Consider the following 25,677-nt stretch of genomic DNA (forward strand, 5'->3'; position numbering starts at 1 on the left):
TCGGGTGTCGGGCGTGCGTTCTCGGCTGTCACTGCGAGTTCGGGTGTGCTGCGGGCGCTGCCGGGCGTGAGTTCTCGGCCGTCACCGCGGGTTCGGGTGTGCTGTGGGCGCCGGGGGCAGTAGCAGGGTGAACGTCGTCGGGGCCGGGCGGCTGAGCCACAGCCGGCCGCCTTCGGCCTCGGCCAGGTCGCGCGCCAGCGCCAGGCCGATCCCTGAGCCGCCCGCGCCGCTGTGGCCGCGGGTGAACAGGTCCGGTCCCTCCGGCGGGCCGTGGCCTTCGTCGGTGACGTCGATCGCGAACGCTTCAGCGCTGTCGCGGGTCGCGATCGTGACGGTCCCTCGGCCGTGGACGACGGCGTTGTCGAGCAGGACCCCGATGATCTGCCGCACCGCGGCCTCGGCGGCGCGCGGCCGTCCGTCGGCCTCGGGCGCGGTTACCAGCCGCCGTCCCTGGTTGGCGAGCAGGTTCCGCCAGCCGGCCACGACGTCGCGCAGCAGCACGTCCGGCTCGATCACCCCGCGGTCCTCGGGCGGCCGGGTGGCCAGGGTGACCAGGTCGTCGATGGTCGTCTCGAGGCGGTCCGTGGTGGCGATCGCGGCCGCCACGGCCGCCTCGAGGTCCTGCCCGGGCGGGTCGAGGGCCGACTCCAACTGCAGGCGCAGGCCGGCCAGCGGCGTGCGCAGCTGGTGCGAGGCGTCGGCCGCCAGGGCGCGCTGACGGTCCAGCACGTCGGCGATCCGGGCCGCGGCCTGGTCCAGGGCGCCGCCCAGCTGGTCGATCTCGCCGATGCCGCTGACCGGGGCGCGGATGCTGAAGTCGCCGTCGCCGAGCCGTCCGGCCGCCGCGGACAGGTGCTCGAGCGGCCCGGCGACCCGGGCGGCCAGCCTCGCCGCGAGCAGCCACGTCAGGGCGACCGCGGCGGCCGCCAGCCCGGCCATGGCGAGCCAGGAGACCGCGATCTTCTGGTAGCCCTCGGCGCGGGGCGTCGAGGCGCGCACGACGCCGGTCAGCCGGTCGTCCTGCAGGATCGGCACGGCGACGACGAGGTCCGGGCCGACCTCACCGGTGGCCACCTCACCGTCGCCGGCGCGCGACACGACGGGATCGGCGGTCCCGGGGCCGCTGCCGGACACGAGGGTGCCCGCCGGGCTGTAGAGACCGGTGGTGTTCTCGCCGGACCCGGGGAACTCCGGCAGGGCGCGGTGCGCGAGCACGTCGTCGGCGATCGACAGCGCCGCGGCGTCGGCGGTGCGCTCGAGCTCGGTGCGCTCGTCCTGGGTGAAATAGCTCGCGACGCCGACCGCGAGGGGGATCCCGAAAAGACTGGTGGCCAGCAGCGCGGCGGCGACGGCGAGCAGAATGATGCGTCTGCGCATGTCCGCAGTCTGCCCGGGGAAAAGGTTAGCGAATGGTTAACGTTCACCTCAACGAGGTAAATTGTGCGGCCGATGATCGACGGCCCCGAATTCCGGTAGCATTTCCCCATGGCCGCGGTTCTGCTCGTAGAAGACGACGAAACGATCGGCAGCCTGCTCGAATCCGCCCTGCGGATGCACGACTACGACGTGATGTGGTCCCACACCGGCGGTGACGCCCTCCGCCGGATGAAGCTCGACGAGTACCACGTCGTCCTCCTCGACCTCGGGCTGCCGGACCTCGACGGGATCGAGGTCTGCCGGCGCGCGCGGGCGATCACGCCGAACGCCCTGATCATCATGATCACGGCGCGCACGCAGGAGATGGACGTCGTCGTGGGGCTGGAAGTGGGCGCCGACGACTACCTGACCAAGCCGATCCGGCTGCGGGAACTGCTGGCGCGGCTGCACGCGCACCTGCGCCGCGGGTACTCCTCGAACGCGACGCCCCTGCGGGTGGGGGAGCTGGTCGTCCAGGTCGCCGCCCGCCGCGTGGTGCTGGCGGGTGACGAGGTTTCGTTGCGGCCCAAGGAGTTCGACCTGCTGCTGCGTCTCGCGCAGGAGCCGGGCGCGGCGATCAGCCGGGACACCCTGATGGCCGACGTCTGGGACACGCACTGGCACGGCTCGACGAAGACGCTGGACGTCCACATCGTCGCGCTCCGGCGCAAGCTGGCCGCCGCCGCGGCGAACTCCGGCGCGCTGCCCGTCATCACCACCGTGCGGGGTTACGGTTACCGCCTGGAGCAGCCGGTTCCGCAGCCGAGCTGACCGCGGCCGTTCTTGCCGTACGTTAACCCTCTCCTAGCGCGCCGACAACTTTCGCTCTTATAGCTTCGGGGCAACGAATCCGGACCACCAGCTCGAGGACCTACGATGGCTGATCCCGTCTCATCGGGCGCACCGGGCGACGACACCACCCCCGGGTCGATCCGCTGCTCGGACGGAGAACGCGAACGGATCCGGTCGCGCCTGGCCGACGCCGCCGGGGAAGGGCGCCTCACGGTCGACGAACTGGACGACCGTCTGGCGCTCGTCGCCGAAGCGCGTTTCCGCCACGAACTGGACGCGGTCGTCGCCGACCTTCCCCGAACGGAAGGGCCGCGCGCGCAAGCGATCGGGTGGTTGCCTATCCTGGCCACCGCACGACGGCAGTTGAGTGCCGACGCGACGGCGCTCGTCGGCCGGGGACAGGTGGCCGTGAGCCGGCGGCGCCGCTTGGCGGTGTTCGTCGCCGCCGTCGCGGTGGCCCTGATCTTCACGGCACTCGTGCTGGCCGCACTGCACGGCTTCGGCGACGAAGGGTTCGACCACCACGAGCTCGGCCGGGGCTGAGCCCCGCACCACCGTTTCCCCGCGGGTCCTTTGTGGACACCGCTCTCCTCTCCCGAAGGAACAGTTTCTTGAGCGTGATCGACATCGGCCAGTCCGTGATCCTCGGCGTCGTGGAAGGCCTGACCGAATTCCTCCCCGTGTCGTCCACGGGACACCTGAAGATCACGGAAGGACTGCTCGGCATTCCCGTCGACGACCAGTCCGTCGTCGGCTTCACCGCGGTGATCCAGGTCGGCGCGATCGCCGCCGTGCTCGTCTACTTCTTCCGCGACATCGCGCGGTTCGCCGGGGCGTGGGGCCGGGGGCTCGTCAACGCCGAGGCCCGTCAGGAACACGACTACAAGTTCTCGTGGTGGGTCATTTTCGCGACGATCCCGATCGTGGTGGCCGGACTGCTGTTCCAGTCGCTGGTCAAGGGACCCCTGGCGTCGTTGTGGGTGGTCGCGGCCTCGCTGATCGGGGGCAGCGTGGTCATGGGGCTCGCGGACCGCTTGGGTACGGGCAAGCGCACCGAAGGCGACGTCACGCTGCCCGACGCGATGCTCGTGGGCGCGTCCCAGATCCTGGCGCTGCTCTTCCCGGGGTTCTCCCGGTCCGGGGCCACGATCTCGACCGGCCTGCTGCGCGGCCTCGACCGCGTCGCTGCGACGAGGTTGTCGTTCTTCCTGTCGATTCCCGCGCTGACCGGCGCCGGGCTGTACGAGCTGAAGGACGCACTGGGCGGCAACCTCGACGTCGTGCCGCTGGTGGTCGGCACCGTGGTGTCGTTCGCCGTGGCGTACGGGGCCATCGCGTGGCTGCTGAAGTTCGTGGCCGGCCACACGTTCACGGCGTTCGTCGTCTACCGGGTGATCGTCGGCGTGGCGCTGCTGGGCCTGCTGGGCACCGGCGTGCTCCACGGCTGACCGGTTCAGGGTCCGATGTGGACCGTCGCCTCGGCGATCCATGGCACGGGGCCGGTAAGCGCTCGGGCAACCGAAGTCGGCCGAGCGCTTACCGCCGCCCCGATCACGCGGTCTGCGCCACCGCCGGCTCGGTCGCCGTGGACGGCTCGGGGATGCCCAGCAGGATCCGGTACTGGCCCTCGAACGCGTCCAGGGCGCCGTCGAGGTCGTGGCCGGCGACGATGGCCCGGGACGCCTCGCCCATCCGCGCGCGGGCCGCGGGGTCGGCGGCCAGGTCGGCGAGCCAGCGGGAGATCGTCGTGATCGCGCCCGGTTCGAACAGGTAGCCGTTCTCGCCGTGGTGGACCAGGTGCGGCAGGGCGAGTGCGTCGGCGGCGACGACCGGCAGCCCGGCGGCCATCGCCTCCATCGTGGCGAGGCTCTGCAGCTCGGCCGTGCCGGGCATGCAGAAGACGTCGGCCGCGGCGTACCGGCGGACGAGCTCGGCGTCGGGGACGAAGCCGTGGAACGTCACCCGGTCCGCGACACCCAGCTCCGCGGCGAGGGTTTCGAGGTCGCGCCGGCGGGTGCCGTCGCCGACGAGGTCCGCGCGTACGTGCGGCAGCGGGGCGAGGGCGCGCAGCAGCTGGTCGATGTTCTTCTCGGCGTCCAGCCGCCCGACGAACAGCACCGACATCGGCCCGTCCGAGCTGCGGCCGCCCGCGGTGTAGTGGCCGAGGTCGATCCCGCAGGACACGACCTGGACCGGCCGGTCGAGCCCGATTCCGGCGAGGACCTCGGCGGCGCGCGGGGTCGGTGTGGTCACCGTCCGCGCGTCGCGGTAGACGCGCACCAGGTCCCGCCACGCCCAGCGGGTGATCGCCTCCTTCACCCGCCTGGGGAAGGGCGTGTAGCCGAGCAGGTTGTCCGGCATGAAGTGGTTGGTGGCCATCCCGGGGACGCCGCGTCCGGAGGCCGCTTCGAGGAGGGCGCGGCCGACGCCGAAATGGGCCTGGACGTGCACGACGTCGGGGCGCAGCCGGTCCAGGAGCGGGCCGACGGCCTGCCGGGCGCCCCCCGGGGTGCAGAACCGGTACTCGCCGTGGAAGGGGATGGCCCGGGACCGGATCCGGTGCACGGTGTAGCCGTCGCGCTGCTCGGTGCGCGCGGGGCCGTCGTCGGACGGGCAGGCGACGTGGACCTCGTGCCCCCGGCGCGCGAGCCCGCGGGCGAACCGCTCGGCGAAGAACGAGGCGCCGTTGATGTCGGGCGGGAAGGTGTCGGCGCCGATCAGGACGCGCAGGCCGGACGAGGGCACGGGGATCTCCTTGGCTGGTGGCGGATGGTGCGGAAGGGCACCGGCGAGCACGCGCACGCCGGCGAGAGCGACGATCGCGGCCATGGCCGCGAGGACCGCGGTGGCCGCGGTGAGGTGCGGGGCCTCGCCGTAGGCCAGGGCGGCCACGGCGACGGCGGTCAGCGGGTCGAGCACGGTCGTGGTCCCGACGACGACGGCCGCGGGACCGGCCGCGTAGGCCCGGTGCAGGACCACCCCGCCGGCCCCCAGCAGGAGCAGGGCCTGCGCGCCGAGCAGGACCGCCGCCGCGAGCGGCTGGGTGACGGCGGCGTGCACGACGGCCGAGCCGAGTCCGAAGAGGACGGCCGCGGCTCCGGCGAGCACGGCACAGCTCGCCCGGGCGAACCAGACGACCGCGGCCACCGCGAACCCGGCCAGCGCGACCGACTCGGCCGTTCCCCAGCCGATCACCGTGTCCGTGGTCGCGGACGCCGCGAGCACCACGAAGCCGGCGACGCCGAGCAGGACCAGCACCACGGCGGCGAGGACCCGGCGGTCGCGGGCCCGTCGCGCGAAGACGACCGTGAGGACGAGGCTGAAGACGCCCAGCGGCTGGACGACCGGAAGCGGCGCGAGGGACAGGGCGACGACGTGCAGCAGGCTCCCGCCGGTCGCCAGCGACGTCCCGGCCCACCACCCGCGCGACCGCAGCAGCCGGGCCAGGGTGCGCAGCCGGGGCGGGCCGTCGACCGCCAGGCCGGCGACCTCGTGGTGCTGCCGGGTGGCGGCCGCGGCGAAGAGGACCGCGGCAAGCAGGGCGCAGGCGACGGCGAGGGCGGTCATCGGACGGCCCGCCGTAGCGCGGTCGCCGTGGCGAAGAGGGCTGCGGTGAGCGGGGCGCAGGTGATGGTGAGGGTGGTCATCGGACGGTCCGCCGTAGCGCGGTCGCCGTGGTGAAGTGGACGGCGGCGAGTAGGGCGCAGGCGAGGTGGTCGTCGGACGGCCTGCCGGGTGGCCGCCGTGGCGAAGTGGTCTGCGGCGAGCGGGGCGCAGGTGATGGCGAGGGCGGTCATCGGACGGTCCGCCGCAGTGCGGTCGCCGTGGTGAAGTGGTCGGCGGCAAGCAGGGCGCAGGCGACGGCGAGGGCGGTCATCGGACAGCCCTCCGCAGCGCGGTCGCCATGGTGGCGATGATCAGGAACTCGGCCAGGAGCGCGACGCGTTCGAGCAGGCCCGCCGGGAGCCAGCCGACGAGTTGCGCCAGGCCGAACGCCGCCGCCGTCACGACACCCGCGAGCGCGCCGCGCCGGAGGGTGGCCGCGGCGGCGAGCCACCGGGTGTCGGCCCGCAGCCGCGTGCTCAGCGTCCACGCGGCCAGCGGGAGGCTGGCGAACAGCACGGCGCCGCCGGCGCGGTGGATCTCGCCGGACGCCGTCGGGTCCGCGGCGCTGAGGTTGCTGCGGAACAGCAGGACCACCAGCAGCCCGGCCGTCCACAGCAGGAACAGGGCACTCGCGAGCGGCGTCCGGGGCAGCGCGGCGAGGTGGGCGGCGACCGCCAGCGCCGCGGCGGACGCGAGCAGGAGCACGACGGCCACCGCGAACAGGAGCCGGCCGCCGCGGTGCCAGGCGTAGTCGCTGACCGGGTCGCGCCAGGGACTGACGTGGCCGGCGAAGCCGAGGGTCAGCCCGGCGATGATGGCCTGGGCGACGGCGGCCATCACCAGCGTCAGCGTCGCCAGCGGCGTGGGCGAAAGCGTGGACCGTGGAGTCACACCTCAAAACTGCTGGGCCCGCATGAGAGTTCGATGAAGATCGCGCGCGGTTTCCTTAAGAAGCGGGGAGCACCAGGTCGAACCGGGCGCCCCCGCCGTCGGCGCGCGCGGCTTCGGCGCGGCCGCCGTGCTGCGCCAGCACCTGCTCGACGATGGCCAGCCCCAGCCCGGATCCGGGCAGCGCGCGGGCGGCGTCGGCGCGGTAGAACCGCTCGAACACGTGCGGCAGATCGGCGTCGGCGATCCCCGGGCCTTCGTCGTCGACGCGGACGCGCACCGCCTCCGGCGTCACCGACGTCGTCACCTGCACGGTTCCGCCGGGTGGCGACCACTTCGCGGCGTTCTCCAGCACGTTCAGCACCGCGCGCTCCAGGGCCGCCGGCCGGGCGAGCACCTCGGCGCCGGTCAGCTCGGCGGTGAAGGTCACCTTCGGCCACCGCGACCTGGCGCGTTCCAGCGCCGAGCCGACGACGTCGGCCACCGCGGTCCGCTCGGCGACCTCGCTGGGCCGTTCCCCGGTGGAGAGGTCCACGAGCTCGCCGATGAGCGCGGTCAGCTCGACGGCCTGGGTGTCGAGGTCGGCCAGCAGCCGCGACCGGTCCTCGGCCGACAGCTGCCGCTGCGGGTTGGCCTCGGCGTGCACGAGCAGCTCGATGTTGTTGCGCAGGCTCGTCAACGGGGTGCGCAGCTCGTGACCGGCGTCCTCGACCAGCCGCCGCTGCTCGTCCCGCGACCGGCTCAGTGCGCCCAGCATGGCGTTGAACGCCGTCGCCAGCCTGCCGATCTCGCCGGCCGCCGTGACCTCGATGGCCGCGGACAGCTCCTGGGTCCGGGCGACGTTCTCGGCCGCGGCGGTCAGGTCGTCGACCGGGCGCAGCGCCGACCGGGCGATCACCCGGCCGACCAGCGTCGCCCCGACGATCCCGGCGAGTGAGACGACGATGAGCCACAAACCCAAGTGGCCCAACGTGTCTTCGACGTCCTCGGAGTCCTGGGCGACTTCGACCGTGCCGCCGTCGGAGCGCTGGGCCGTCCACACCCGGTACCGGTCGCCGTCGATCCGGCGGACGTCGGAGGTGCGGCTGTCCTCGCCTGGGGCCACCGGCGCGCCCGGCGCCCGCGGCGGGATGACGGGCTTGGCTCCCGCCGTGCCGATCACCGCGCCGGCCGGGGACAGGAACTGCACGGTCAGCCCGCCGTCGCGGCCGGGCCCCTGGTGGTTTTCGGTGGACCTGAGCGTGGCCAGCGCTTCGGCCGGCGACGACGTCTTTGCGGCGAGCTGGGCGTAGGACTGCAGGCGGGCGTCGAACTGGTCGTAGAGATCGGCGCGGGTGATGCTCCAGGAGATCGCCGACACCAGCACGACGGCGATCGCCACCGCCGCCGCGACGAGCACCCCGAGCCGGGCCCGCAGCGAGAGCCGCTTCCAGCTGACCCGTTTCACAGCGGCTCTTCGCGCAGCACGTAGCCGACGCCGCGCACGGTGTGCAGCAGCCGGGGCTCGCCTTTGGCTTCGAGCTTGCGCCGCAGGTAGCTGACGTAGACGTCGAGGCCGTTGGACGCGGTGCCGAAGTCGTAGCCCCACACGTGCTCGAACATCGCGGTGCGGGTCAGCACGATCCGCGGGTGCCGCAGGAAGGTCTCGAGCATCGCGAACTCCGTCCGGGTCAGGTGCACCGGCCGGTCGCCGCGGAACACCTCCCGCGTCGCCGGGTCCAGGGTCACGTCCGTGAACCGCAACGCCGTCGGAGAGGGGGCCGACGCCGTCGGGGTGTTGTATTCGGTGCGGCGCAGCAGCGCGCGGACGCGGGCGAGCAGCTCCTGCAGGGCGAACGGCTTGGCCAGGTAGTCGTCGGCCCCGGCGTCGAGGCCGGCGACCCGGTCGGTGACCGCGGTGCGCGCGGTCAGCATGAGGATCGGCACCGGGTTGCCCTCGGCCCGCAGCACCCGGCAGGTTTCGAGGCCGCCGAGCAGCGGCATGGTGACGTCGAGCAGGACACCGTCGGGCGCCTCGGCGCGGATCAGCTCGAGCCCGGCGACGCCGTCCCCGGCGACGGAGACGGTGTAGCCCTCGAACCGCAGCGTCCGTGAAAGCGAGTCCTGCACGGCAGCTTCGTCGTCGACGATCACCAGGTGCACCCTCGCGTCCCTTCGCCCGGAGTTGATGACACACCGTGACTGTAGTCGAGGTCCGGGTGGCGCCGCCCAACTCTCATCGAACATTAACGTTGGACCGCGATCGGGGCCGGATTCCGCGGCTAGCCTCGCTGGAAAGGGATTTCACCGACGCCAAGGAGAAGAACATGAGCGAGAGTGTGCTCGGCGCGACCCTTCCCGCCGATTCCCCGGCGGCCGAGGGGATCCGGTGCTCGGATGCGGAACGTGAGCAGGTCCGGGCCGTCCTCTACACCGCGGCCGGCGAAGGCCGCCTGACGATGGACGAGGTGGAGGAGCGGCTGGCCCGGATCGAGGCCGCCCGCTACCGCCACGAACTCACCGGCGTGACGGCGGACCTGCCCGGCCCGGAGCGGAATTCGCCGGGCGGCTGGCGGCCGATCATGGCCGCGGCCGGCCGGACCCTGGCCGCGGAACTCGCGGTCCTGCTCGGCCGCACCCCCGAGCCGTCACCCGGCCGCCGGCGGTGGCTGCTCGCGCTCACCGTCCTCATCGGACTCCTGATCACGGCCGCGGTGATCGTCGGCGCGGTGCACGGGTTCGGTGCGGACGGTTTCGAGCCGCACGGCCTCGACGCCGGCCCTGGGGGCGAGATCGGCCACTGACGACCTTGGGCCGTAAGGGCCAGGTAAGGATCATGTGCGGCGTGACGTGCGACACTGGAGGTCCCTCGAAGCCTGGAGGAACACCATGGCCCACACGCATTCCTGGCGGACGACGGTGGCGAAGCCGGCGGGAGTCCGGCCGCTCCACTGGACGTTGGTCCTCGGCTACGTGCTGGTGGTCGCGGGTGGCGCCAAGGGCGTCTCGCTGTTCGGCTCCGGCATGATGATGGGCGTTGCCCTGGTCGGGGCGTGGTTGATGTTCACGTTGGGCATGGCCTACGCGGCGGTCCGGCTCCGCCCGGCCGTCGGCGGCGCGCTGCTGCTCGGCTTCGGCATCGGCGCTCTCCTGGTCGTGGTCCTCGCGGGAATGCAGCTGGCTCTCTGAGTCCTTTGTGGACTTCGTGAGCGCGCCTGTCTTTACGGAACCCGAACAGAACGCAGATCGTTCTCTGTGGTTGCGGCTTTAGCGTGCGGGTATGTCACGTCGCGCTCGCGTTCTCCTGAACTCGGTACTGGCCTTGGCTTTGGCCGCGACGGCCACGGCCTGCACCACGGACAGCTCGTCGCCGGCCACGCCGGGCGGCAAACCGAACGTCGTCCTCGTGCTCACCGACGACCTGTCGATGAACCTGCTGCCGTACCTGCCGCACGTGCAGGAGATGGCCCGCACCGGCACCAGCTTCGCCAATTACACCGTCACCGACTCGTTGTGCTGCCCGTCGCGCTCGTCGCTGTTCACCGGCATGCTGCCGCACGACACCGGCGTGTTCACCAACGGCGGCAAGGACGGTGGCTACGGCGCTTTCCACGGCCGCGGCGACGACGAGTCGACCTACGCGACGTCGTTGCAGCAGGCCGGCTACCGCACCGCGATGCTGGGCAAGTACCTCAACGGCTACGACCCCAAGAGCAACGGCGTGCCGCCGGGCTGGAACGAATGGGACGTCGCCGGGAACGCCTACGGCGAGTTCAACTACGACCTCAACGAAAACGGCACGGTCAAGCACTACGGCAAGGCACCCGAGGACTACCTGGTCGACGTGATGGCGGGCAAGGCCGCGCAGTTCGTCACCGATTCGGCCGCCGCGCACACGCCGTTCGCGATCGAGCTGGCCACGTTCGCCCCGCACGGGCCGTACACCCCGGCGCCGCGCGACGCCGGCGCGTTCCCCGGCCTCACCGCGCCACGCGGGCCCGCGTTCGACACCCTGCCGTCCGCGGCGCCGTCGTGGCTCGCGTCCCGCACTCCGTTGACGGACAAGGAAAAGAAGGCCATCGACCAGGCGTTCCGCAAGCGCGCGCAGGCCGTGCAATCGGTGGACAAGATGATCGGCACAGTGGAAGCCGCGCTGGACAAAGCCGGCGTGCGCGGCACCACCGACATCGTCTTCACCTCGGACAACGGTTACCACATGGGGGAGTACCGGCTCACGCCCGGCAAGCAGACCGCCTTCGACACCGACGTCCACGTGCCGCTGGTCGTCACCGGTCCCGGCGTCAAGGCGGGCGTGACGGTGACCCAGCCGGTGGAGAACATCGATCTGCGGCCGACGTTCGAGCAGCTGGCCGGCGCGCCGACGCCGTCGCAGGTGGACGGCGAGAGCCTGGTGCCGCTGCTCACCGGGACGCCACCGCCGGCGTGGCGCACGGTCGGGCTGGTCGAGCACCACGGCCCGGACTTCGACAAGGCCGACCCGGACAAGCCGAAGAAGAACAGCGGCAACCCCACGACCTACGAGGCGATCCGCGGCACCGGCTTCACCTACGTCGAGTACACCGACGGCACGAAGGAGTACTACGACCGCGGCACGGATCCGCAGGAGCTGCACAACACCGCGGCCCAGCTGCCGCCGGACCAGGCGAAGCAGCTGCACGACACGCTGCAGGCCATGATCTCCTGTCACGGCGCGACCGCGTGCCGGCACTGAGACCGGCGGCGCACGGCGTCGGAGATGTGGTGTGAGCCGGGCCGTGGGGGAGAGCAACCGCCGCCTGCTGCGCGCACGCGACACCATGGACCGGGACTACGCGAAGCCGCTGGACGTGGCCGCCCTGGCCCGTGGACCGGTGGCGGACGTGCTGACCTGCTTCGCCATGGCCTGGCTGCGGCCGCGGGGCTGACCGGGACGATCGCCCGTACGGGATCGACTGCAGCTTCCGTGACCCGGTCGGCAACAGCCTCCGGTTCAACCAGCCGCTGCCCGGTTCCCGAGCCGGCCGTCCACCCGCGGTGACCAGCGCACTAAGGGGCCACCAAAGGCTTTCTACGGCTCGGCCGGGCACCTTGATCGGCGGGCCGCTGCCGCTGGGCAGGGCCGGTGAGCCCACCGGGTCGGCCGCGCCGGCTGCGGGTGATCGGGTGGGCGTCGAGAAAAGGGGAAAGCATGAGACGTGGTCTGATCCGTGCCGTCACCGCGGTCGCCATGGCCGTCACCGCGGCCGTCGGTTTCGTGGTTCCGGCGACGGCGGCGACCTCCGGGACGGCCGGTGTCGTTCCCGACGGCACCTACCGGTGGGCCAACGCCAACAGCGGGCTGTGCCTGGCCTACGACGTGAGCTCGAAGGGCGCGAACCGCCAGGAGGGCTGCGACGACGGCGACTACACCATCTTCTGGGACGCCGCGAACGTCGGCGGCAACAACTACCGGCTCGTCAACGAGCACAACGGCCAGTGCCTGTCCATCTGGCGCGGCGACACCGGCGACAACGCCCAGGTCGGCATCTACGCCTGCGTCGACACCCCCGCGGAGATCTTCACCCTGGTGCCGGCGACCTCGCCGGCGTTCGCGGGCGCCTACCAGTTCGTGAACGTCAACAGCGGCAAGTGCGTGGCGGTCGGCGGCGCCCGGACGAACAAGGGAGCCTGGGTCATCCAGTGGACCTGCGCCCAGAGCGGCGAGTTCATGTGGCGCCCGTACAGCTAGTGGTCCGCGCCGGGGATCCGGTCGGCGGGTGAACGGGCGAGGGTCTCGCGAGCCGCGCGGGATCCTCGTTCCGCCAGGGTCACCGGGACGGCTGGTCGTCGAGGGTCTCCAGTCATTGCCGGACTTGGGCGACGTTGGCGCCGGTCCTCGTTCCGGCCTGACTCGGGTCACCGAGAACCTCTGTCGTCGAGGGTCTTCAGCCGTTGCCGGACTTGGGCGGCGTCGGCGTCGGGTCGGTTGGCGCCGGTCGGCGGGTGAGGTGCACGGGCGAGGGAGCCGCGAGGGGTCCTCGTTCTGCCAGGGTCACCGGGAACCGCGGTCGTCGAGAGTCTCGAGCCGTTGCCGGACCTGGGCGGCGTCGGAGTCGCGTCCGTGTGCTTCGTACAGCTCCGCCGCCTCCCGCCAGACCGCCCGGGCCTGCTCGTGCCGGCCGAGGGCGGCGTACGGGTGGCCTAGCCGGTCGAGGGTGGCGGCGGACTCGTAGGTGTTGCCCAGCCGGCGGAAGAGCGTGAGCGCCTGCCGATAGTGGTCGACGGCCCGGTCGTGGTGGCCGGTGTGGTGGTCGATGTAGCCGAGGCTGTCCAGCGTGTCCGCCTCGCCGCTGGTGTTGTGGTGCCGGCGGTGCAGGGCCAGCGCGGCCTGGCAGTGGGCGCGGGCGGTGTCGTGGTCACCGAGCCGGGAGGCGTGCCAGCCCACGCCGTTGAGCGCGTTGGCTTCCCAGGCCGGCCGGCCGAGGGCGCGGCACAGCTCCAGCGCCCGGGTGGCGTGCTCCAGCGCCCGGCGGTGGTCCTCCCGGCGTTCCCAGGCCCGGGCGAGCTGGTGGTGGGCGAGGGCCTGCTCGGCGGTGTCGCGACGGCGCTCCGCCAGGGCGAGGGCCTGGCGCAGGTGGCGGCTCGCGTCTTCGTGACGGTCCAGCTCACCCTGGGCGCGACCGAGGTAGCGGTGTGCGCGGGCGGCGGCGAGACCGGGCAGGTGCGCGGCGGCATAGACCGCGGCCTGCCACGCGGAAAGATCGTCTTCACGGTGTCCGCGCCGGGCGTGGAAGGTGGTCGAGACCCAGGCCAGCCGCCAGACCTCCAGGTGCCAGCCGTGGTCGAGGGCCGCTCGCTGGGTGGCCACCAGGTTGGCGTGCTCGGTCTCGAACCAGGCCATCGCGGCCGCCAAGTCCGGCGGCTCGTGCGGTTCCGCACCGGGGGCACGTGCCTCGAGCCGGACGACCGGGCGACTGGAGTCCAGGCGCCGGTCGGCGGCGTGGGCGAGGTGGACGTAGAAGTCGAGCACGCGCCGCAGCGCCGCGTCCCGTTCGGCCGGATCGTGCCGCCGGGTGGCGCATTCGGCGGCGTAGATGCGGACCAGGTCGTGCATCCGGTAGCGGCCGGGGGTGGGCTGCTGGACCAGGCACGCGTTCTCCAGCTCGTTGAGCAGCGCCCGGGTCGCGCCGGACGGCTGAGCCAGCAGGCCCGCGGCGGCGGGCAGGCCGATGTCGGGGCCCGGGGCCAGGCTCAGCAGGCCGAACGCGATCCCGGCCGCGTCGGACAGCGCGTGGTGGGACCAGGACAGGACCGCGCGCAACGTCGCCTGCGGATCGCCGGGGTCCAGGGCGTCCAGGCGCCCGGACCGCTCGCGCAGCTCGTCCGCGAGGACGGCCAGGGGGAACCCGGGGTGGCGGGTGGCGCGGGCGGCCACGATGCCCAGCGCCAGCGGCAGGCCCGCGCAGCAGGCCACCAGCTCGTCGACCGCCTTCGGCTCGGCGGCGACCCGGTCGTGGCCGAGGTGGCGGGTGAGCAGGTCACGGGCCTCGTGTTCGGGGATGACGTCCAGGTCGACGCAGTGCGCTCCGTGGGTGGTGACCAGCCCGCCGAGGTGGCGCCGGCTGGTGACGAGCACCGTGCAGGTGGGACTGCCGGGCAGCAGCGGGCTGACGTGTGCGGTGTCGCGGGCGTTGTCCAGCACGATCACCATGCGCTTGCCGGCCACCAGGCTGCGGTACAGCCGCACCTGGGCGTCCGGGTCGACCGGGATCGTGGCCGGGTCCACGCCGAGGCCGTCCAGGAAGCCGCGCACCGCCGTCACCAGGGGAACGGGCTGCCCGGCGGGGTCGAAACCCCGCAGGTCGACGTGCAGCTGCCCGTCCGGGAACCGGTCGAGGCGGGTGTGGGCCCAGTGCAGCGCCAGCCAGGTCTTGCCGATTCCGCCGGTCCCGCCGATCGCGGAGATCACCACCGCGCCGCCCGTCTCCGGCTGGTCGTCGAGGAGGCTGTCCAGCCGGGCCAGTTCGGCGGCGCGGCCGGTGAACAGCCGCGGTGGGGCCGGCAGCTGCCGCGGCACCGGCGTGGCGCGGGACGCCGGCACGGCCAGCTCGGGCGCGGCGTGGAGGATCTGCTGGTACAGCTGCCGCAGCGGTGGGCTCGGGTGCACGCCGAGCTCGTCGGCGAGGTCGCGGCGGAGCTGTTCGTACCGCGCCAGCGCGTCGGCCTGCCGTCCGCTGCGGTAGAGGGCGAGCAGGAACTGGCCGGCGAGGCGTTCGTCGAGCGGATGCCGCTCCACGCGGTCGGACAGCTCGGCGAGCAGGGCGGCGTGCTGCCCCCGGCGCAGCCGGATGTCGGTGAGGTCGAGCTCGACCGCGTGGCGCTGCTGCAGGAGCGTGGTGCGCACCGAAGCGATCCAGGCCGTGTCCGTCACGCCCGCGAGGGGATCTCCCCGCCACAGCCCGAGCGCCTGGGCGAACGGGGCCACGGCGGTGTCGTCGTGCCGGCGGGTCTGCTCGACGAGCGCCCGGAACCGGTGCAGGTCGACCAGGTGCGGATCGACGGCGAGCCGGTAACCGGCCGGGTGCGTCGTGACGGCGACGTCCGGCACGGTGGCGAGTGCCTTGCGCACCAGGGCGATGCGCTGGTGAACGGCGTCGCGCGGGTGCCGGGGCAGGCGGTGCGGGCGCCAGGCCCGGTCGAGCAGCTGGTCGGCCGACACGACGTGGTTGGCCTCCACCAGCAGCACCGCCAGCAGGCAGCGCAGCTGGGCGAAGCCGAGGGCGACCGGCACACCGTCGACGGCGGCCTCGACCTCGCCGAGCAAGCGGAATTCCACCGTCACACGAGCCCCCCGCCGAAGCCGCACTGATCCGCTGCAGACATACCTATCCGCCCGGGCCCGCCCGCACAACCAACGACCGGGCGAACCGCGCCCCGCCGTGCGGAGCAAGCCGGGCTGCCGTCGCCGTCACCCGGCCCGGCCGGGACCTCAAGCCTGTCCGGGGAACGGACCGGTGGGGTGGGGGTATTCGTGGACGAGGCTGCGGATGTCGTCCACCGGCTCGTCGGCCGCCGCCCACTTGGCGCGGATGCGGTCGAGGTAGGAGCGGACGGTGGGAATGGCGATGCCGAGGCGGCGCGCGGTGGCGGCGAGGGTACTTCCCGTGCCGTAGAGGTAGAGGACGTGCAGCTCTTGCGGGGACAGCTCGGGCGGGTCGTCGTTGATGAGGGTCATGAGCTCGGCGGTGAGCGCCAGCTGTCCGGTGTGGACGGTGCGGATGGCCTCGGCGAGCTTGTCGCCGTCGTCGTTCTTGACGAGGTAACCGGACGCGCCCGCGCGGATGGTGGCGCGGACGTGACGGCGGTCGCCGTGCACGGAGATCACCAGGACGGCGGCGCCCGTGGCGTGCAGGACGGCGACGTTGGCGGCGGGGTCGCTGCCGTCCTCCAGCCTCAGGTCCAGCAGCACCACGTCGGCGGCGGTGCCGGCCCGGGCGGCCAGGTAGCCGCCGACCGTGGTGGCCGTGTGCACGAAGGCGATGTCGGCCGTGTCGGCGAGCAGCGCCCGCAGGCCCGCGGGGACGAGCTTGTCGTTGTCGATGACGGCGATCCGGATCACGCGGGCCACCGCAGGTCGATCCGGGTGCCCTCGCCGACGTGACTGTCCACTGTGGCCTTGCCGTTGACCTCGGCCATGCGCTCGACGATCGAGTGCCGGATGCCGTAGCCGAATTCGGTGACGTCCTGGTCGAATCCGCCGCCCTGGTCGACGACGGCCACGGTCACCGCGTCCCCGACGGCCAGCGCGGTGAGGCGGGCGCGGGTGGTTCCCGCGTGCGCGGTGACGTTGCTGAGCGCCTCCGCGCTGGCCTGGCACAGTGCGTCGACGACGTCGTTGGGGAGCGAGTCGGGCAGGTTGGCGAAGTGGTACTCCACGCGCAGCCCCAGTGCGGCGCTGGCCCCGCCGGCCTCCAGCAGGGCCAGGGACAGGTCGGTGAGGTTGCCCGCGGGGTCGTCCGGGGCCGCACCGCGCAGGACGTCGACGCTGACCGCGCACTGCCGGCGCACCACGGGATCGGGGTGGGCGGCGGGGCCGGGGCCCGCGATCGCGGTCAGGATCCGCAGCGGGCCGTCGTGCAGGGCGCGGTACCGGCGGATCTGCTCGCGGAAGTGCCGGGTGCGTTCCTCGGTGTGCGCGCGCTGGGCGGCGAGCCGTTCCCGCGCGGTGATCACCTGCTGGGTCGCCTCGGTCAGGTGGTGGGCCACCTGCCGCAGCCGCCGGATGAACACCAGGCAGCAGACGGCGGCACCCACCTGCCAGCCGATCGTGTTGGCCATCGAGGCGAAGTCCGCGCCGCGGTCCAGCAGCGACCGCTGGCCGATCACGTTCGCCGCGGCGAGCGCCGCGCAGCCGGCCGCGGTGGCCCAAGGGGAACCGCTGACCAGCGCGAGGGCCACCGCGACGCTGACCGTCAGCGGCTCGAGGTACGGGTTGGCGAGCGTGTCGAAAAGCGGGTTGGACACCGCCAGCGGCAGCACGAGCACGCCGGCGGCGGTGACCGCGACGTCGACCGCGAGCGCCCAGCCGGGAAGCGCTTCACGGCGCAGCACCAGCGTGATCAGCACCGCGCTCCACCCGGCGAGCACCGCGTACACGGACGCGGCCAGCGGAACCCTGGTGTAGGCGTGGATCTGCACGCCGCCGACGACGCTCAGGGCGACCATGCCAGGGTGGCCAACCGGAAGAACACCACCGAGGCCGCGACGATCCCGCGCACCTGGCGATGCAGACCCATCACAGCCGCCACCTCGGTCTTCCGTCCTGGGTGTGCACCCGGCCCCCAGCCTGGCACCGAACGCTGCCGCGGTCCATGCCGCACCTGTGCGGCATGGACCGCACGGAACGGCCCGCGCCACGATCGACGGGAACGACCCTCTCCGCAACCCCTTGGCACACAGGAGGAACAGCGATGGTCAACCCGGCACGCAAGGCGCGTGGTGCCGTCCCGGCGTGCACGCGGCTGCCACGGCTGCTGTCGGTCGCCACCACCGGGGCCGTCTTCATCGGCGCCGGTCTCGGTGTACCGCCCGCGTCCGCGGACACCCGGTCCGCCCAAGAGCAGTCCGTGACCGTGGACGTCGTCGGCGACTCGTACATGGCGGGCGACGGCCTCCGGGACACCGATCCCGCGGACCCGAGACACCGGTCCGCGAGCGCACCGGCCCTGCAGGCGCTGGCGCGCGTCCGGAACGACGACCCGCGGCTGCGGGTGGACGCGAACCTCGTCGCCGCGGCCGGCGCGCGGACGGCGGACTTCTTCTTCGCCCAGACGGGGCCCAACGACAGCGTCGTCAGCCCGCCGCAGCGCGACCAGGTCCGCCCGGACGCCCAGCTGGTGATCGTCGGCTTCGGCGGTGACGACGCCCGGCTGGCGGCGGTGCTCGCCGAAGCCAAGCGCACCACCGGCGGGCCGAACACGGCCCTGGACAAGGAGATCCGGGCCCTCGGCCCCCTGCTGGACTGGACGGCGTCGGACGAGGAGTACGTCGGCCAGGCCAAGTCGTCGCCTCCCGGCCAGGCACCCACGCTGGTCGCGCGGATGCTCCAGGTGCTGGCCGGGATCGCCGCGCGCGCACCCCACGCCGAGATCGTGGTCACCACCTACCCGCTGGCCGCGGACCCGGAGAACGCGCACGCCACGAGCCTGGTCGGCGAGGACGATCTGACCAGCGTGCGGAAGTTCGGCTACGACCTGAACAAGGCGATCGACCGCGCCGTGCGGATCTGCGGCTGTGGCTCCCTCGCCGACCTCGCCGAAGCGGTCGCGGGTCACGAGATCTACACCCCCGACTCGGTGTTCGCCGAGCAGGGTGACCGGCAGGAGCCGTTCGAGCCTAACGACAAGGGCGCGTCGCTGATCGCGAACCCGATCGCCGACAGCGTCGCGAAGGTGCTCCGGATCCCTCCGCCCCAGCACAGCGACGGGCAGGTCACCCCCGCAAAGAACATCCAGATCCGCTACGGCGTGTCGGACCGCGACGGCGACACGGTCGCCGACTCCCAGGACACCGCGCCGGACGACCCCACCCGCTCGACCGACAAGCCCCACCCTGACGGCGACGCCCGGACCGATCGGCGGTCGTCGCGGCCGATCGGGCTGCGCCCGGTCATCCAGGTGGCGTACGGCTCGGCGCCGGGAGTGAGCCTGGTCGGCCCGCACGACCGGGCGCCCGTGGCGCCGCGGGGCGAGCAGGACGGGAACCGGCCTCCCGCCCGTGAGCAGGCCGTCCCGGTGGAGCACACGGCCCCGGCGTCCGAACCCGCCGCGGCGCCACCGGTGCCCGGCAACGACACCCCTGCGTTGTCACAGGCGCAGCTCGCCGCGATGCGGGACGTGGTCTCCAAGGCGGAACACGCGGGTTACGTCAGCCGGTATTCGGCGCCGGCCCTGCGCGCCTCGACCGTGCCCGCGGAAGTGCGCGGCTCGCTGGACATGCGGGCGGTCGACCGGCAGATGAGCGGGTCGCTGCTGAGCGACCTGCCCGACCCGAGCGTCCGCGACGGCTTCCGCGCCCGGTTCGGCGAGGACATCGGCGCCATCCACACCGCGACGACGCCCGCCGAACAGGACGCCGCGATCGCCCGGTTCAACGAAACCGCCACGCAGTACAACGCCACCGAGCTGGCCGCGCGGGACGCCTACGGCGTTCATCCCGTCGACGCGCTGGGTGACACCGTCCGGGTGACTCCGGCCTCCCTGGCGGAGGAGACCGCGGCTGACGATCAGGCCGACGTCGGCACCGTGACGACCGTCAGCGACCAGGAAACCGCGCTGTCGGCGTTCGGCTCGAACGTGCCCACGGTGGCCACCGGCGTCAAGACGGGGCCCGCGGCCGAGGTGGGCGTGGCCGGGCAGACCGAGGTCGGCGGGGTCACGATCTCCGGTGAGGCCGGGGCCAAGGCGCTGGGTGGCGAGGCCAACGCGAGCGCGGGTACCTCGAAGGACGGCGTCAACGCGAAGGTCGGTGCGAGCGGCTACCTCAGCGAGGCGACCGCCGAAGGCTCGGCGACGTACGGCCCCGCGGAGGTGGGCGTCAAGGGCGAGGCCGAGGTCAGTGCCGAAGCCGGGGCGAACGTTTCCCTGGGGTTCGAAAGCGTCGACGTCGGCGCGAAGGGTTTTGCCGGCGCGAAGGTGGGCGTCGACGGGCACGCCGACGTGGCGGGGTTGCGGGTCGCCGGCACGGCCGAGGGCTGGTCCGGCCTCGGCGCGGAAGGACGCGCCCGGTTCGGCTGGGGCCCGGACGGCTCGTTCACCATCGGCGCCGACGCCGGAGTGGCCGTCGGCATCGGTGGCAAGCTCGGGTTCTCCATCACGCTGAGCCCGGCCAAGACCCCGAAGGCGCTGAGCGTCGAGGAGGCCGCCGAGCCGGATCAGGCTCCGCCGTCGGATTTCGACGCGGACTACTCCGGCCCCACCCCCGGCACGACGGGTGAGAACGACGCACCGGGTGAGGTCACCGCCCCGGAAACCACGGGCGAAAACACCGAACCGGCGGCCCCGGACGCCGGGATCAGCAGCACCGGCGACGCCACTGAAACCTCCGGCGCAAACGACGCCGACTCCGCGGCCGGTTCCAGCAACAGCGGCTCCGAAGGCGGAATCGCCAGCGGTGACGCGGCCGGCTCCGGAACAGGCGACTCCGCGACAGGTGATTCCGGAACGGCCGCTCCCGGCGGCGCGGGCGGCGACTCCTCGGGCAGCGACTCCGGCAGCGCTACTTCCGGCGACGATTCCGGAAGTGGTGCCTTCGGCGGTGACTCCGGCGATGGCGCTTCGGATAGTGACTCCGGAAGTGGTGCGTCCGGTGGTGACTCCGGCAGTGGTGCTTCCGGCGGTGACTCCGGCACTGGTGCTTCGGGTAGTGACTCCGGCAGTGGTGCGTCCGGTGGTGATTCTGGCAGTGGCGCTTCGGGTGGTGACTCCGGCGGTGCTGCTTCGGGTGGTGACTCCGGACGCGGTGCCTCCGGTGGTGATTCTGGCAGTGGCGCTTCGGGTGGCGACTCCGGCGGTGCTGCTTCCGGCAGTGACTCCAGCGGTGGTGCTTCGGGTGGTGACTCCGGAAGTGGTGCTGCGTCCGGTGGTGATTCCGGAAGTGGTGCGGCCGGTGGTGACTCTGGCAGTGGCGCTTCGGGTGGTGATTCCAGCGGTGGTGCCTCCGGTGGTGATTCCAGCGGTGGTGCCTCCGGCGGTGACTCCGGCAGTGGTGCGTCCGGCGGTGGTGACTCCGGCGGTGGAACGGGTGGCACCAGCACGGGATCCGGATCCAGCGGCGGCGGCGACGGTGGCAGTGGCGGTGGCGGCGACTGACCCCGCCGCCGGCCGGACCCCCGACGAGCACTGAAAAGAACACCCGGACCAGCACCGGCGACAAGTGGCCGGCGTGCCGATCCGTTCACCCGAGATCTGCCGACAGGAGCGCGGTCCGATGGCCATCGAGCTACCCGTACGCATCGCATTCACGCTGCCGGACGGCTGGCAGGCGGCTCCACCGGACGAGGTCGGCGCACCCGAGGTCGCGTTCGTCGCGGTGCGTCCGGCCTCTTCCGGCCGGGGAACCGGCGGATTCGTCACCAACCTGACGATCGCGGGGGAGACCCGCGACCCCGCGGTGCGGATGGCGACGATCGCCGACGAGTCCGTGCAGCGCGTCGAGAACGTCGCCGAGTCGGTGCGGGTGCGCGACCGCGCGGATTTCGGCCCGGGCGTGACCCAGGTGCTGGACATCGAACTGGACGAGGGCAAGCGGCTCGTGCAACGTCAGGTCTACCTGCCGATCGACGACGTCCACGACCAGCGCACGGTGCTCGAACTGGTCCTCACCTGCACACCCGACCAGTTCGACGACGCCGCGTCCGACTTCCGGCGGTTCGTGGGAACGGTGCGACCCGCCCGGTAGGCCCGCACCGGCCTGACCGGGCTTCGGGCGTCGCTCAGCTGATGACGATGTGGACGAACGCGTTCACGGAGTTCAGGCACTGGTTGCCGGTGCCGTTGTCGTGGGCGTTGTAGCCGTTGTCGGAGTAGTTGTCGTCCTGGTAGCCGAGGATCAGGCTGCCGCCCCGGCCGCCGACCACCAGAGGCCTGCCGACCACGTTCTGCAGCCGATCGAGGCTGCCGGTCGCTCCGGGGACGGTGATCAGGCCGTGGTAGAGATCGTTGTCCGCGGCCGGGTCGACGTAGCGCTTCCAGGTCGACCCGTGGCCGCCGGTCTGCACGCACCCGCCCGCGTTCACGGTGACGTGGTCACCGGGCAGGAACGAGAACTGGTACGTCATCTGCGGCTGGTTCACGACCGGTTCGGTGATGGTGCAGTCGATCGGCAACGTGGTACCGGAACACCCCGGGCTCAACACGAACGCCGAAGAGATCGCCGCCGGCGTCCGGCGGACGTTGCGGTCACCGGGCTGGGCCGCCGAAGTGCTCTGGGCGGCCACCGCCGTGTCCGTATTCGCCGTGCCGGCGGCCGAAGCCGTGGCCACCGAAGTCATCGCGCCGGCCACCGCCAGGGCCGCCGCCGCACCGATCATCATGTGCTTTCTCATGCTCAACACTCCCTTGCCAGCTTGTCGCGGTTCACTCGATCCGCTGTGCCAGCGTGGCGGACCCCGTCGACATTCCGTCGACAGTCCCGGAAGCACTGCCGTTCACCCGTCCGGCGTCAGCGTTCGCGATGCGGCGCGCGTCCGGTTCACGGCTGGTCGGCCAGGAGGCCGGCGACCCAGCGGTGCGCGGTCGCGCACGCTTCGGCTTCGGTGGTCCGGAGGTGCTCGACGACCTCGCCGTCGGACCACAGCATGAGCGCGACGGTCCCGTCCCGGATCGGGGTCAGCCCGACGAGCTTGCGCTCGACGGCCCGCTCGGCGGTGAGCCAGCGCCCGGTCGTGCCGGTGCGGGTGACCGTCCAGGCCGGGTCGGCGGCGAGGTCCTCCACCGAACGGGGCACGAGCTCGCCTTGCGCGGACGTCAATTTCGTCTTCCTCACCAGGTGATCGAAAGGTGAATCTCAGGTTAACAATGTTGGCGCAACACCCGCGTGCCATCGGTGGTGCCCTCGCGTGGACATGATCCATTACGGTGTGCCGGACCTGGGGGCCGCGACCGCAGGGAGCTGCCATGCCGACCCTCACCACCGTGGCCGACTGGACTATCACCGCGTCCGGGGACACGGCGACCTTCACGCACGCTTCCACGGGCGGTTACTGGGCGCCGCGGGTGTGGAGCGGCCGCGGGCTCGCGATGGCGGAGGCCGAGCTCGCGGCGTTCGACAAGGCGCTGGGCGAGGTGTTGAAGCTGCCCGTCTACTGGCTGGCCCGCGCCCGGCGCGCGGACAGCGGAGCCGGCGACGCGACGGTCTGGTCGGAGCCGCGGTACGAGGCGGACGACGAGTTCGTCTACATCACCGGACCGTGCCGGACCGTCGAGCCCGCCGCGGGGTACCGGCCGGCCCCGACGTTCGCCGTCGACCTGGTCCACCTGCGCGGCCTGCGGATCAGGGTCGCCGCCTACCGGGCCGCTCAAGGCCGATGACGGGCTCTACCACGCCTTCGGCGCTTCGGACAGGGGCATGTCCGGCGAGACGCTGACCGTACGCCGCGCTCCTCGACGAGGCCGGCGCGGCGCCGCTACAGCTTCTTGAGCCGTTTCCGGTTGACCGCCAGGACTTCGTCCGACAGCTCCGGGGCGGCGTCGGCGATCGCGCGGGAGAGGGTCAGCGCGCCGACCATCTGGCTGAACAGCGCCACCGCGCGCTCGCGGGCTTCGGCGGGAGTGAGCTCGGTGCCGGACTGGCGGGCGCGTTCGGCCAGCATGTCCGCGATGGTGGCGAAGTAGCCGTCGAGCCCGCGCCGGTACTCGGCCTGGGCGGCGGCGCCGTGGCGGCCGGCGTCGGAGGCCAGCGCGGCCGAGGCGCAGCCGGCCTCGGGATGGTCGCGGTGCTCGGCGTTGACGTACCCGTCGACCAGATCGTGGAGGGCCGCGCGCGCCGAACGGGGGTGCGCGGCGCGGATGGCGTCGAGCGCCGCGAGCGAGTCGGTGAAGCCCTGGTGGAGGACTTCGAGGGCGAGGTCGTCCTTCGAGGCGAAGTGGTTGTAGAACCCACCGTGCGTCATGCCGGCCGCCTTCATCAGCTCCTCGATGCCGACGCCGTCGATGCCGCGCAGCCGGAATCCCTCGCCGGCCGCGTTGACGATCTTCTCGCGGTTGAGCTGCTTCTGCTCCTGGGTGATGCGAGGCATCCTTCCGATGATAGTCGTCATCAAAGCGAGTGTCCACAGGTTGACAGTCAATGATGATGGAGGCAATCATGATTAACGATGTCGATCGACATCAAAGAGCGGAAGGGACGGTCATGAACTTCGGAACCCTCGGCGCCGGGACGGTCGCGCAGGCCATCGCCGGCCACCTCGTCGCGGGCGGCCACAAGGTGACGCTCAGCAACAGCCGCGGCCCGGACACGCTGCTCGACGTCGTGACCCGGCTGGGGCCGCTCGCGAGCGCGGGCACGGCCGCCGAAGCGGCCACCGCCGACATGGTCTTCCTCGCCGTGATGTGGCCGCAGGTCGGTGACGCGCTGGCCGGGCTGCCCGCGTGGGACGGCCGCATCCTGGTCGACACCACCAACACCTTCGACGACCTCGAGGTCGGGACGGCGGGGGAGTTCGTCGCGGAACGCGCGCCGGGCGCGCGCGTGGTCAAGGCCTTCAACACCCTCTACGCCCCGTACATCGCCGCCGATCCCCGGCACGCGGAAGGGCGGCAGCTGCTGTTCTACGCCGGTGACGACGAGGCCGCCAAGGCGGACTTCCACACGGTCGCCGAAGGCATCGGCTTCGCCCCGGTCGATGCCGGATCGCTGCGCGAGGGTGGCCGCCTGATGCAGATCGGCGGCCCGCTCTCGGCGTTGCACGCCCTGAAGCAGGACTGAAGCCGTGAAGGCATTGGCCTACGAGAAAGCGCACACGCTCGACGCGTTCGCCATCACCCTGGCCGACGTCGCCGAGCCTCGGCCGCGCGACGGTGACCTGCTGGTCGAGATCCGCGCGATCGGCATCAACCCGGGCGAAGCCGCGATCCGGCGGACGCGCAGCGCCGAGCCCGGCGGCCGGGTGATCCTCGGCTGGGAGTTCGCCGGCGTGGTCGCCGCGGTCGGGCCCGCGGTCACCGGGTTCGCGGTCGGGGACCGGGTGATGGGCACCGGCGACGTCACCCGCGACGGCAGCTGGGCCGAGCGTGTCGCGGTCGACCACCGGGTGGTCGCCAGGATCCCGGACGGGCTCGCGTTCACCGACGCCGCATCGCTGCCCATCGGCGTCCTCACGGCGTGGGAATCGCTGTTCCGCGACCAGGACGCGCTGCCCGCCGGTGTCGGCCGCGTGCTCGTCCTCGGCGGAGCCGGCGGCGTCGGATCGATGGCCACGCAGCTGCTCAAGACCACGACACCGGCCTTCGTGATCAGCACGGCCTCGCGGCCCGAGTCGCGGAAGTGGGCAACGGCGATGGGTGCCGACCTGGTCGTCGACCACCGCGGCGACCTGGCCGGACAGCTGCGCGCGGCGGGGATCGACCACGTCGACCTGGTGTTCTCGACCGCGGGCACCAGCGGCCACCTGGGAGCGATCGTCGAGGTGCTGCGCCCCTTCGGCCACCTGGCCGCCATCGACTTGACCGGTTCCTTCGACCTGGAGGCCTTCACGGCCAAGTCGCTGTCGCTGCACAGCGAGATGGTGTTCAGCAAGCTCGTGGCCGGCGGTGATGTCGCCAGCCAGGGCCGCATCCTCGCCCGAGCCGTGGACGACGTCGTGGCGGGCCGGCTGCGCCCGATCGTCACGACGACGTTGGAAGGCCTGACCGCCGAAACCATGAAGGCGGCACATGTGCTCGCCGAGAGCGGCCGGACCATCGGTAAGACCGTGATCCAGGTCGCCGCGTGAACCACCCCCTCGTGAAAGGAACTCCC

23 protein-coding genes and 1 pseudogene are annotated in these 25,677 nt (G+C 72.6%); 13 read left to right on the top strand and 11 right to left on the bottom strand.

The annotated features are described in order from the left end of the window. Positions 1 to 81 precede the first annotated feature (81 nt). On the bottom strand, positions 82 to 1,377 hold the full coding sequence (locus VA596_RS15130) for a HAMP domain-containing sensor histidine kinase (protein ID WP_323327404.1): 1,296 nt from the start codon (positions 1,375 to 1,377) through the stop codon (positions 82 to 84). Between the two features lie 108 nt (positions 1,378 to 1,485). Between VA596_RS15130 and VA596_RS15135 the strand changes: the two genes are divergently transcribed. The 3 genes from VA596_RS15135 to VA596_RS15145 all read left to right on the top strand — a co-directional run bounded on the left by VA596_RS15135 (position 1,486) and on the right by VA596_RS15145 (position 3,656). Next, a complete protein-coding gene (locus tag VA596_RS15135) occupies positions 1,486 to 2,187 on the top strand; it encodes a response regulator transcription factor (RefSeq protein ID WP_323327406.1) in 702 nt (233 codons plus the stop codon). A 105-nt stretch (positions 2,188 to 2,292) separates the two neighbouring features. Next, complete coding sequence (locus tag VA596_RS15140) at positions 2,293 to 2,751, top strand: DUF1707 SHOCT-like domain-containing protein (protein WP_323327409.1); 459 nt, start codon at positions 2,293 to 2,295, stop codon at positions 2,749 to 2,751. A 74-nt stretch (positions 2,752 to 2,825) separates the two neighbouring features. After that, positions 2,826 to 3,656, top strand: a complete 831-nt coding sequence (locus VA596_RS15145; protein WP_323327763.1) for an undecaprenyl-diphosphate phosphatase — start codon at positions 2,826 to 2,828, stop codon at positions 3,654 to 3,656. 103 nt (positions 3,657 to 3,759) lie between these two features. Here VA596_RS15145 and VA596_RS15150 read toward each other — a convergent pair whose 3' ends face one another. The 4 genes from VA596_RS15150 to VA596_RS15165 all read right to left on the bottom strand — a co-directional run bounded on the left by VA596_RS15150 (position 3,760) and on the right by VA596_RS15165 (position 8,844). Beyond that, positions 3,760 to 5,775: a glycosyltransferase family 4 protein gene (locus VA596_RS15150; RefSeq protein WP_323327411.1), complete on the bottom strand. Its 2,016-nt coding sequence runs from the start codon at positions 5,773 to 5,775 to the stop codon at positions 3,760 to 3,762. A 306-nt stretch (positions 5,776 to 6,081) separates the two neighbouring features. Next, on the bottom strand, positions 6,082 to 6,705 hold the full coding sequence (locus tag VA596_RS15155; protein ID WP_323327413.1) for a DUF998 domain-containing protein: 624 nt from the start codon (positions 6,703 to 6,705) through the stop codon (positions 6,082 to 6,084). A gap of 55 nt (positions 6,706 to 6,760) precedes the next feature. Further along, entirely contained in the window at positions 6,761 to 8,149 is a 1,389-nt protein-coding gene (locus tag VA596_RS15160) for a HAMP domain-containing sensor histidine kinase (RefSeq protein ID WP_323327416.1), read from the bottom strand. Beyond that, a complete protein-coding gene (locus tag VA596_RS15165) occupies positions 8,146 to 8,844 on the bottom strand; it encodes a response regulator transcription factor (RefSeq protein WP_323327418.1) in 699 nt (232 codons plus the stop codon). The genes VA596_RS15160 and VA596_RS15165 overlap by 4 nt, the downstream gene beginning before the upstream one ends. A gap of 164 nt (positions 8,845 to 9,008) precedes the next feature. Here VA596_RS15165 and VA596_RS15170 point away from each other — a divergent pair, with 164 nt between their 5' ends. The 5 genes and pseudogenes from VA596_RS15170 to VA596_RS15190 all read left to right on the top strand — a co-directional run bounded on the left by VA596_RS15170 (position 9,009) and on the right by VA596_RS15190 (position 12,409). Continuing rightward, positions 9,009 to 9,485 carry a DUF1707 SHOCT-like domain-containing protein gene (locus VA596_RS15170; RefSeq protein WP_323327420.1) on the top strand — a complete coding sequence of 159 codons (477 nt, stop codon included), beginning with the start codon at positions 9,009 to 9,011 and terminating at the stop codon, positions 9,483 to 9,485. Positions 9,486 to 9,570: 85 nt separating this feature from the next. After that, the gene (locus VA596_RS15175) at positions 9,571 to 9,870 is read left to right on the top strand and encodes a hypothetical protein (RefSeq protein ID WP_323327422.1); all 300 of its coding nucleotides are present in this window, start codon (positions 9,571 to 9,573) and stop codon (positions 9,868 to 9,870) included. A 91-nt stretch (positions 9,871 to 9,961) separates the two neighbouring features. Further along, positions 9,962 to 11,413 carry a sulfatase family protein gene (locus VA596_RS15180; RefSeq protein ID WP_323327424.1) on the top strand — a complete coding sequence of 484 codons (1,452 nt, stop codon included), beginning with the start codon at positions 9,962 to 9,964 and terminating at the stop codon, positions 11,411 to 11,413. Positions 11,414 to 11,444: 31 nt separating this feature from the next. Further along, a pseudogene (locus tag VA596_RS50655) lies at positions 11,445 to 11,546 on the top strand (AraC family transcriptional regulator); the annotation flags it as partial. A gap of 323 nt (positions 11,547 to 11,869) precedes the next feature. Further along, a complete protein-coding gene (locus VA596_RS15190) occupies positions 11,870 to 12,409 on the top strand; it encodes an RICIN domain-containing protein (RefSeq protein ID WP_323327428.1) in 540 nt (179 codons plus the stop codon). 303 nt (positions 12,410 to 12,712) lie between these two features. On the opposite strand, the gene VA596_RS15195 is transcribed toward VA596_RS15190, so the two are convergent. From VA596_RS15195 to VA596_RS15205, 3 genes are all read right to left on the bottom strand, one after another. Next, a complete protein-coding gene (locus VA596_RS15195; RefSeq protein ID WP_323327430.1) occupies positions 12,713 to 15,502 on the bottom strand; it encodes an AfsR/SARP family transcriptional regulator in 2,790 nt (929 codons plus the stop codon). A gap of 147 nt (positions 15,503 to 15,649) precedes the next feature. Then, on the bottom strand, positions 15,650 to 16,279 hold the full coding sequence (locus VA596_RS15200; RefSeq protein ID WP_323327431.1) for a response regulator transcription factor: 630 nt from the start codon (positions 16,277 to 16,279) through the stop codon (positions 15,650 to 15,652). After that, a complete protein-coding gene (locus VA596_RS15205) occupies positions 16,276 to 17,385 on the bottom strand; it encodes a sensor histidine kinase (RefSeq protein ID WP_323327433.1) in 1,110 nt (369 codons plus the stop codon). Before VA596_RS15205 ends, VA596_RS15200 begins: the two co-directional genes overlap by 4 nt. 245 nt (positions 17,386 to 17,630) lie before the next feature. Between VA596_RS15205 and VA596_RS15210 the strand changes: the two genes are divergently transcribed. Together VA596_RS15210 and VA596_RS15215 are read left to right on the top strand one after the other, a co-directional pair. Then, positions 17,631 to 21,029 carry an SGNH/GDSL hydrolase family protein gene (locus tag VA596_RS15210; protein ID WP_323327435.1) on the top strand — a complete coding sequence of 1,133 codons (3,399 nt, stop codon included), beginning with the start codon at positions 17,631 to 17,633 and terminating at the stop codon, positions 21,027 to 21,029. A 118-nt stretch (positions 21,030 to 21,147) separates the two neighbouring features. Continuing rightward, a complete protein-coding gene (locus VA596_RS15215) occupies positions 21,148 to 21,618 on the top strand; it encodes a hypothetical protein (protein WP_323327437.1) in 471 nt (156 codons plus the stop codon). A 34-nt stretch (positions 21,619 to 21,652) separates the two neighbouring features. Here VA596_RS15215 and VA596_RS15220 read toward each other — a convergent pair whose 3' ends face one another. Both VA596_RS15220 and VA596_RS15225 read right to left on the bottom strand, forming a co-directional pair. Next, entirely contained in the window at positions 21,653 to 22,264 is a 612-nt protein-coding gene (locus VA596_RS15220) for a hypothetical protein (protein WP_323327439.1), read from the bottom strand. A gap of 146 nt (positions 22,265 to 22,410) precedes the next feature. Further along, positions 22,411 to 22,704, bottom strand: a complete 294-nt coding sequence (locus VA596_RS15225; RefSeq protein ID WP_323327441.1) for a hypothetical protein — start codon at positions 22,702 to 22,704, stop codon at positions 22,411 to 22,413. A gap of 131 nt (positions 22,705 to 22,835) precedes the next feature. Between VA596_RS15225 and VA596_RS15230 the strand changes: the two genes are divergently transcribed. Then, complete coding sequence (locus tag VA596_RS15230; RefSeq protein ID WP_323327443.1) at positions 22,836 to 23,249, top strand: hypothetical protein; 414 nt, start codon at positions 22,836 to 22,838, stop codon at positions 23,247 to 23,249. A gap of 95 nt (positions 23,250 to 23,344) precedes the next feature. Here the strand turns inward: VA596_RS15230 and VA596_RS15235 are convergent, their stop codons facing one another. Continuing rightward, the gene (locus tag VA596_RS15235) at positions 23,345 to 23,956 is read right to left on the bottom strand and encodes a TetR/AcrR family transcriptional regulator (RefSeq protein ID WP_323327445.1); all 612 of its coding nucleotides are present in this window, start codon (positions 23,954 to 23,956) and stop codon (positions 23,345 to 23,347) included. Positions 23,957 to 24,069: 113 nt separating this feature from the next. Between VA596_RS15235 and VA596_RS15240 the strand changes: the two genes are divergently transcribed. After that, positions 24,070 to 24,645, top strand: a complete 576-nt coding sequence (locus VA596_RS15240) for an NADPH-dependent F420 reductase (RefSeq protein WP_323327447.1) — start codon at positions 24,070 to 24,072, stop codon at positions 24,643 to 24,645. Between the two features lie 4 nt (positions 24,646 to 24,649). Next, complete coding sequence (locus tag VA596_RS15245; protein ID WP_323327449.1) at positions 24,650 to 25,651, top strand: zinc-binding alcohol dehydrogenase family protein; 1,002 nt, start codon at positions 24,650 to 24,652, stop codon at positions 25,649 to 25,651. Positions 25,652 to 25,677: the final 26 nt, after the last annotated feature.

The sequence above is a fragment of the Amycolatopsis heterodermiae genome (assembly GCF_034929455.1).
Classification (GTDB): Bacteria; Actinomycetota; Actinomycetes; order Mycobacteriales; family Pseudonocardiaceae; genus Amycolatopsis; species Amycolatopsis heterodermiae.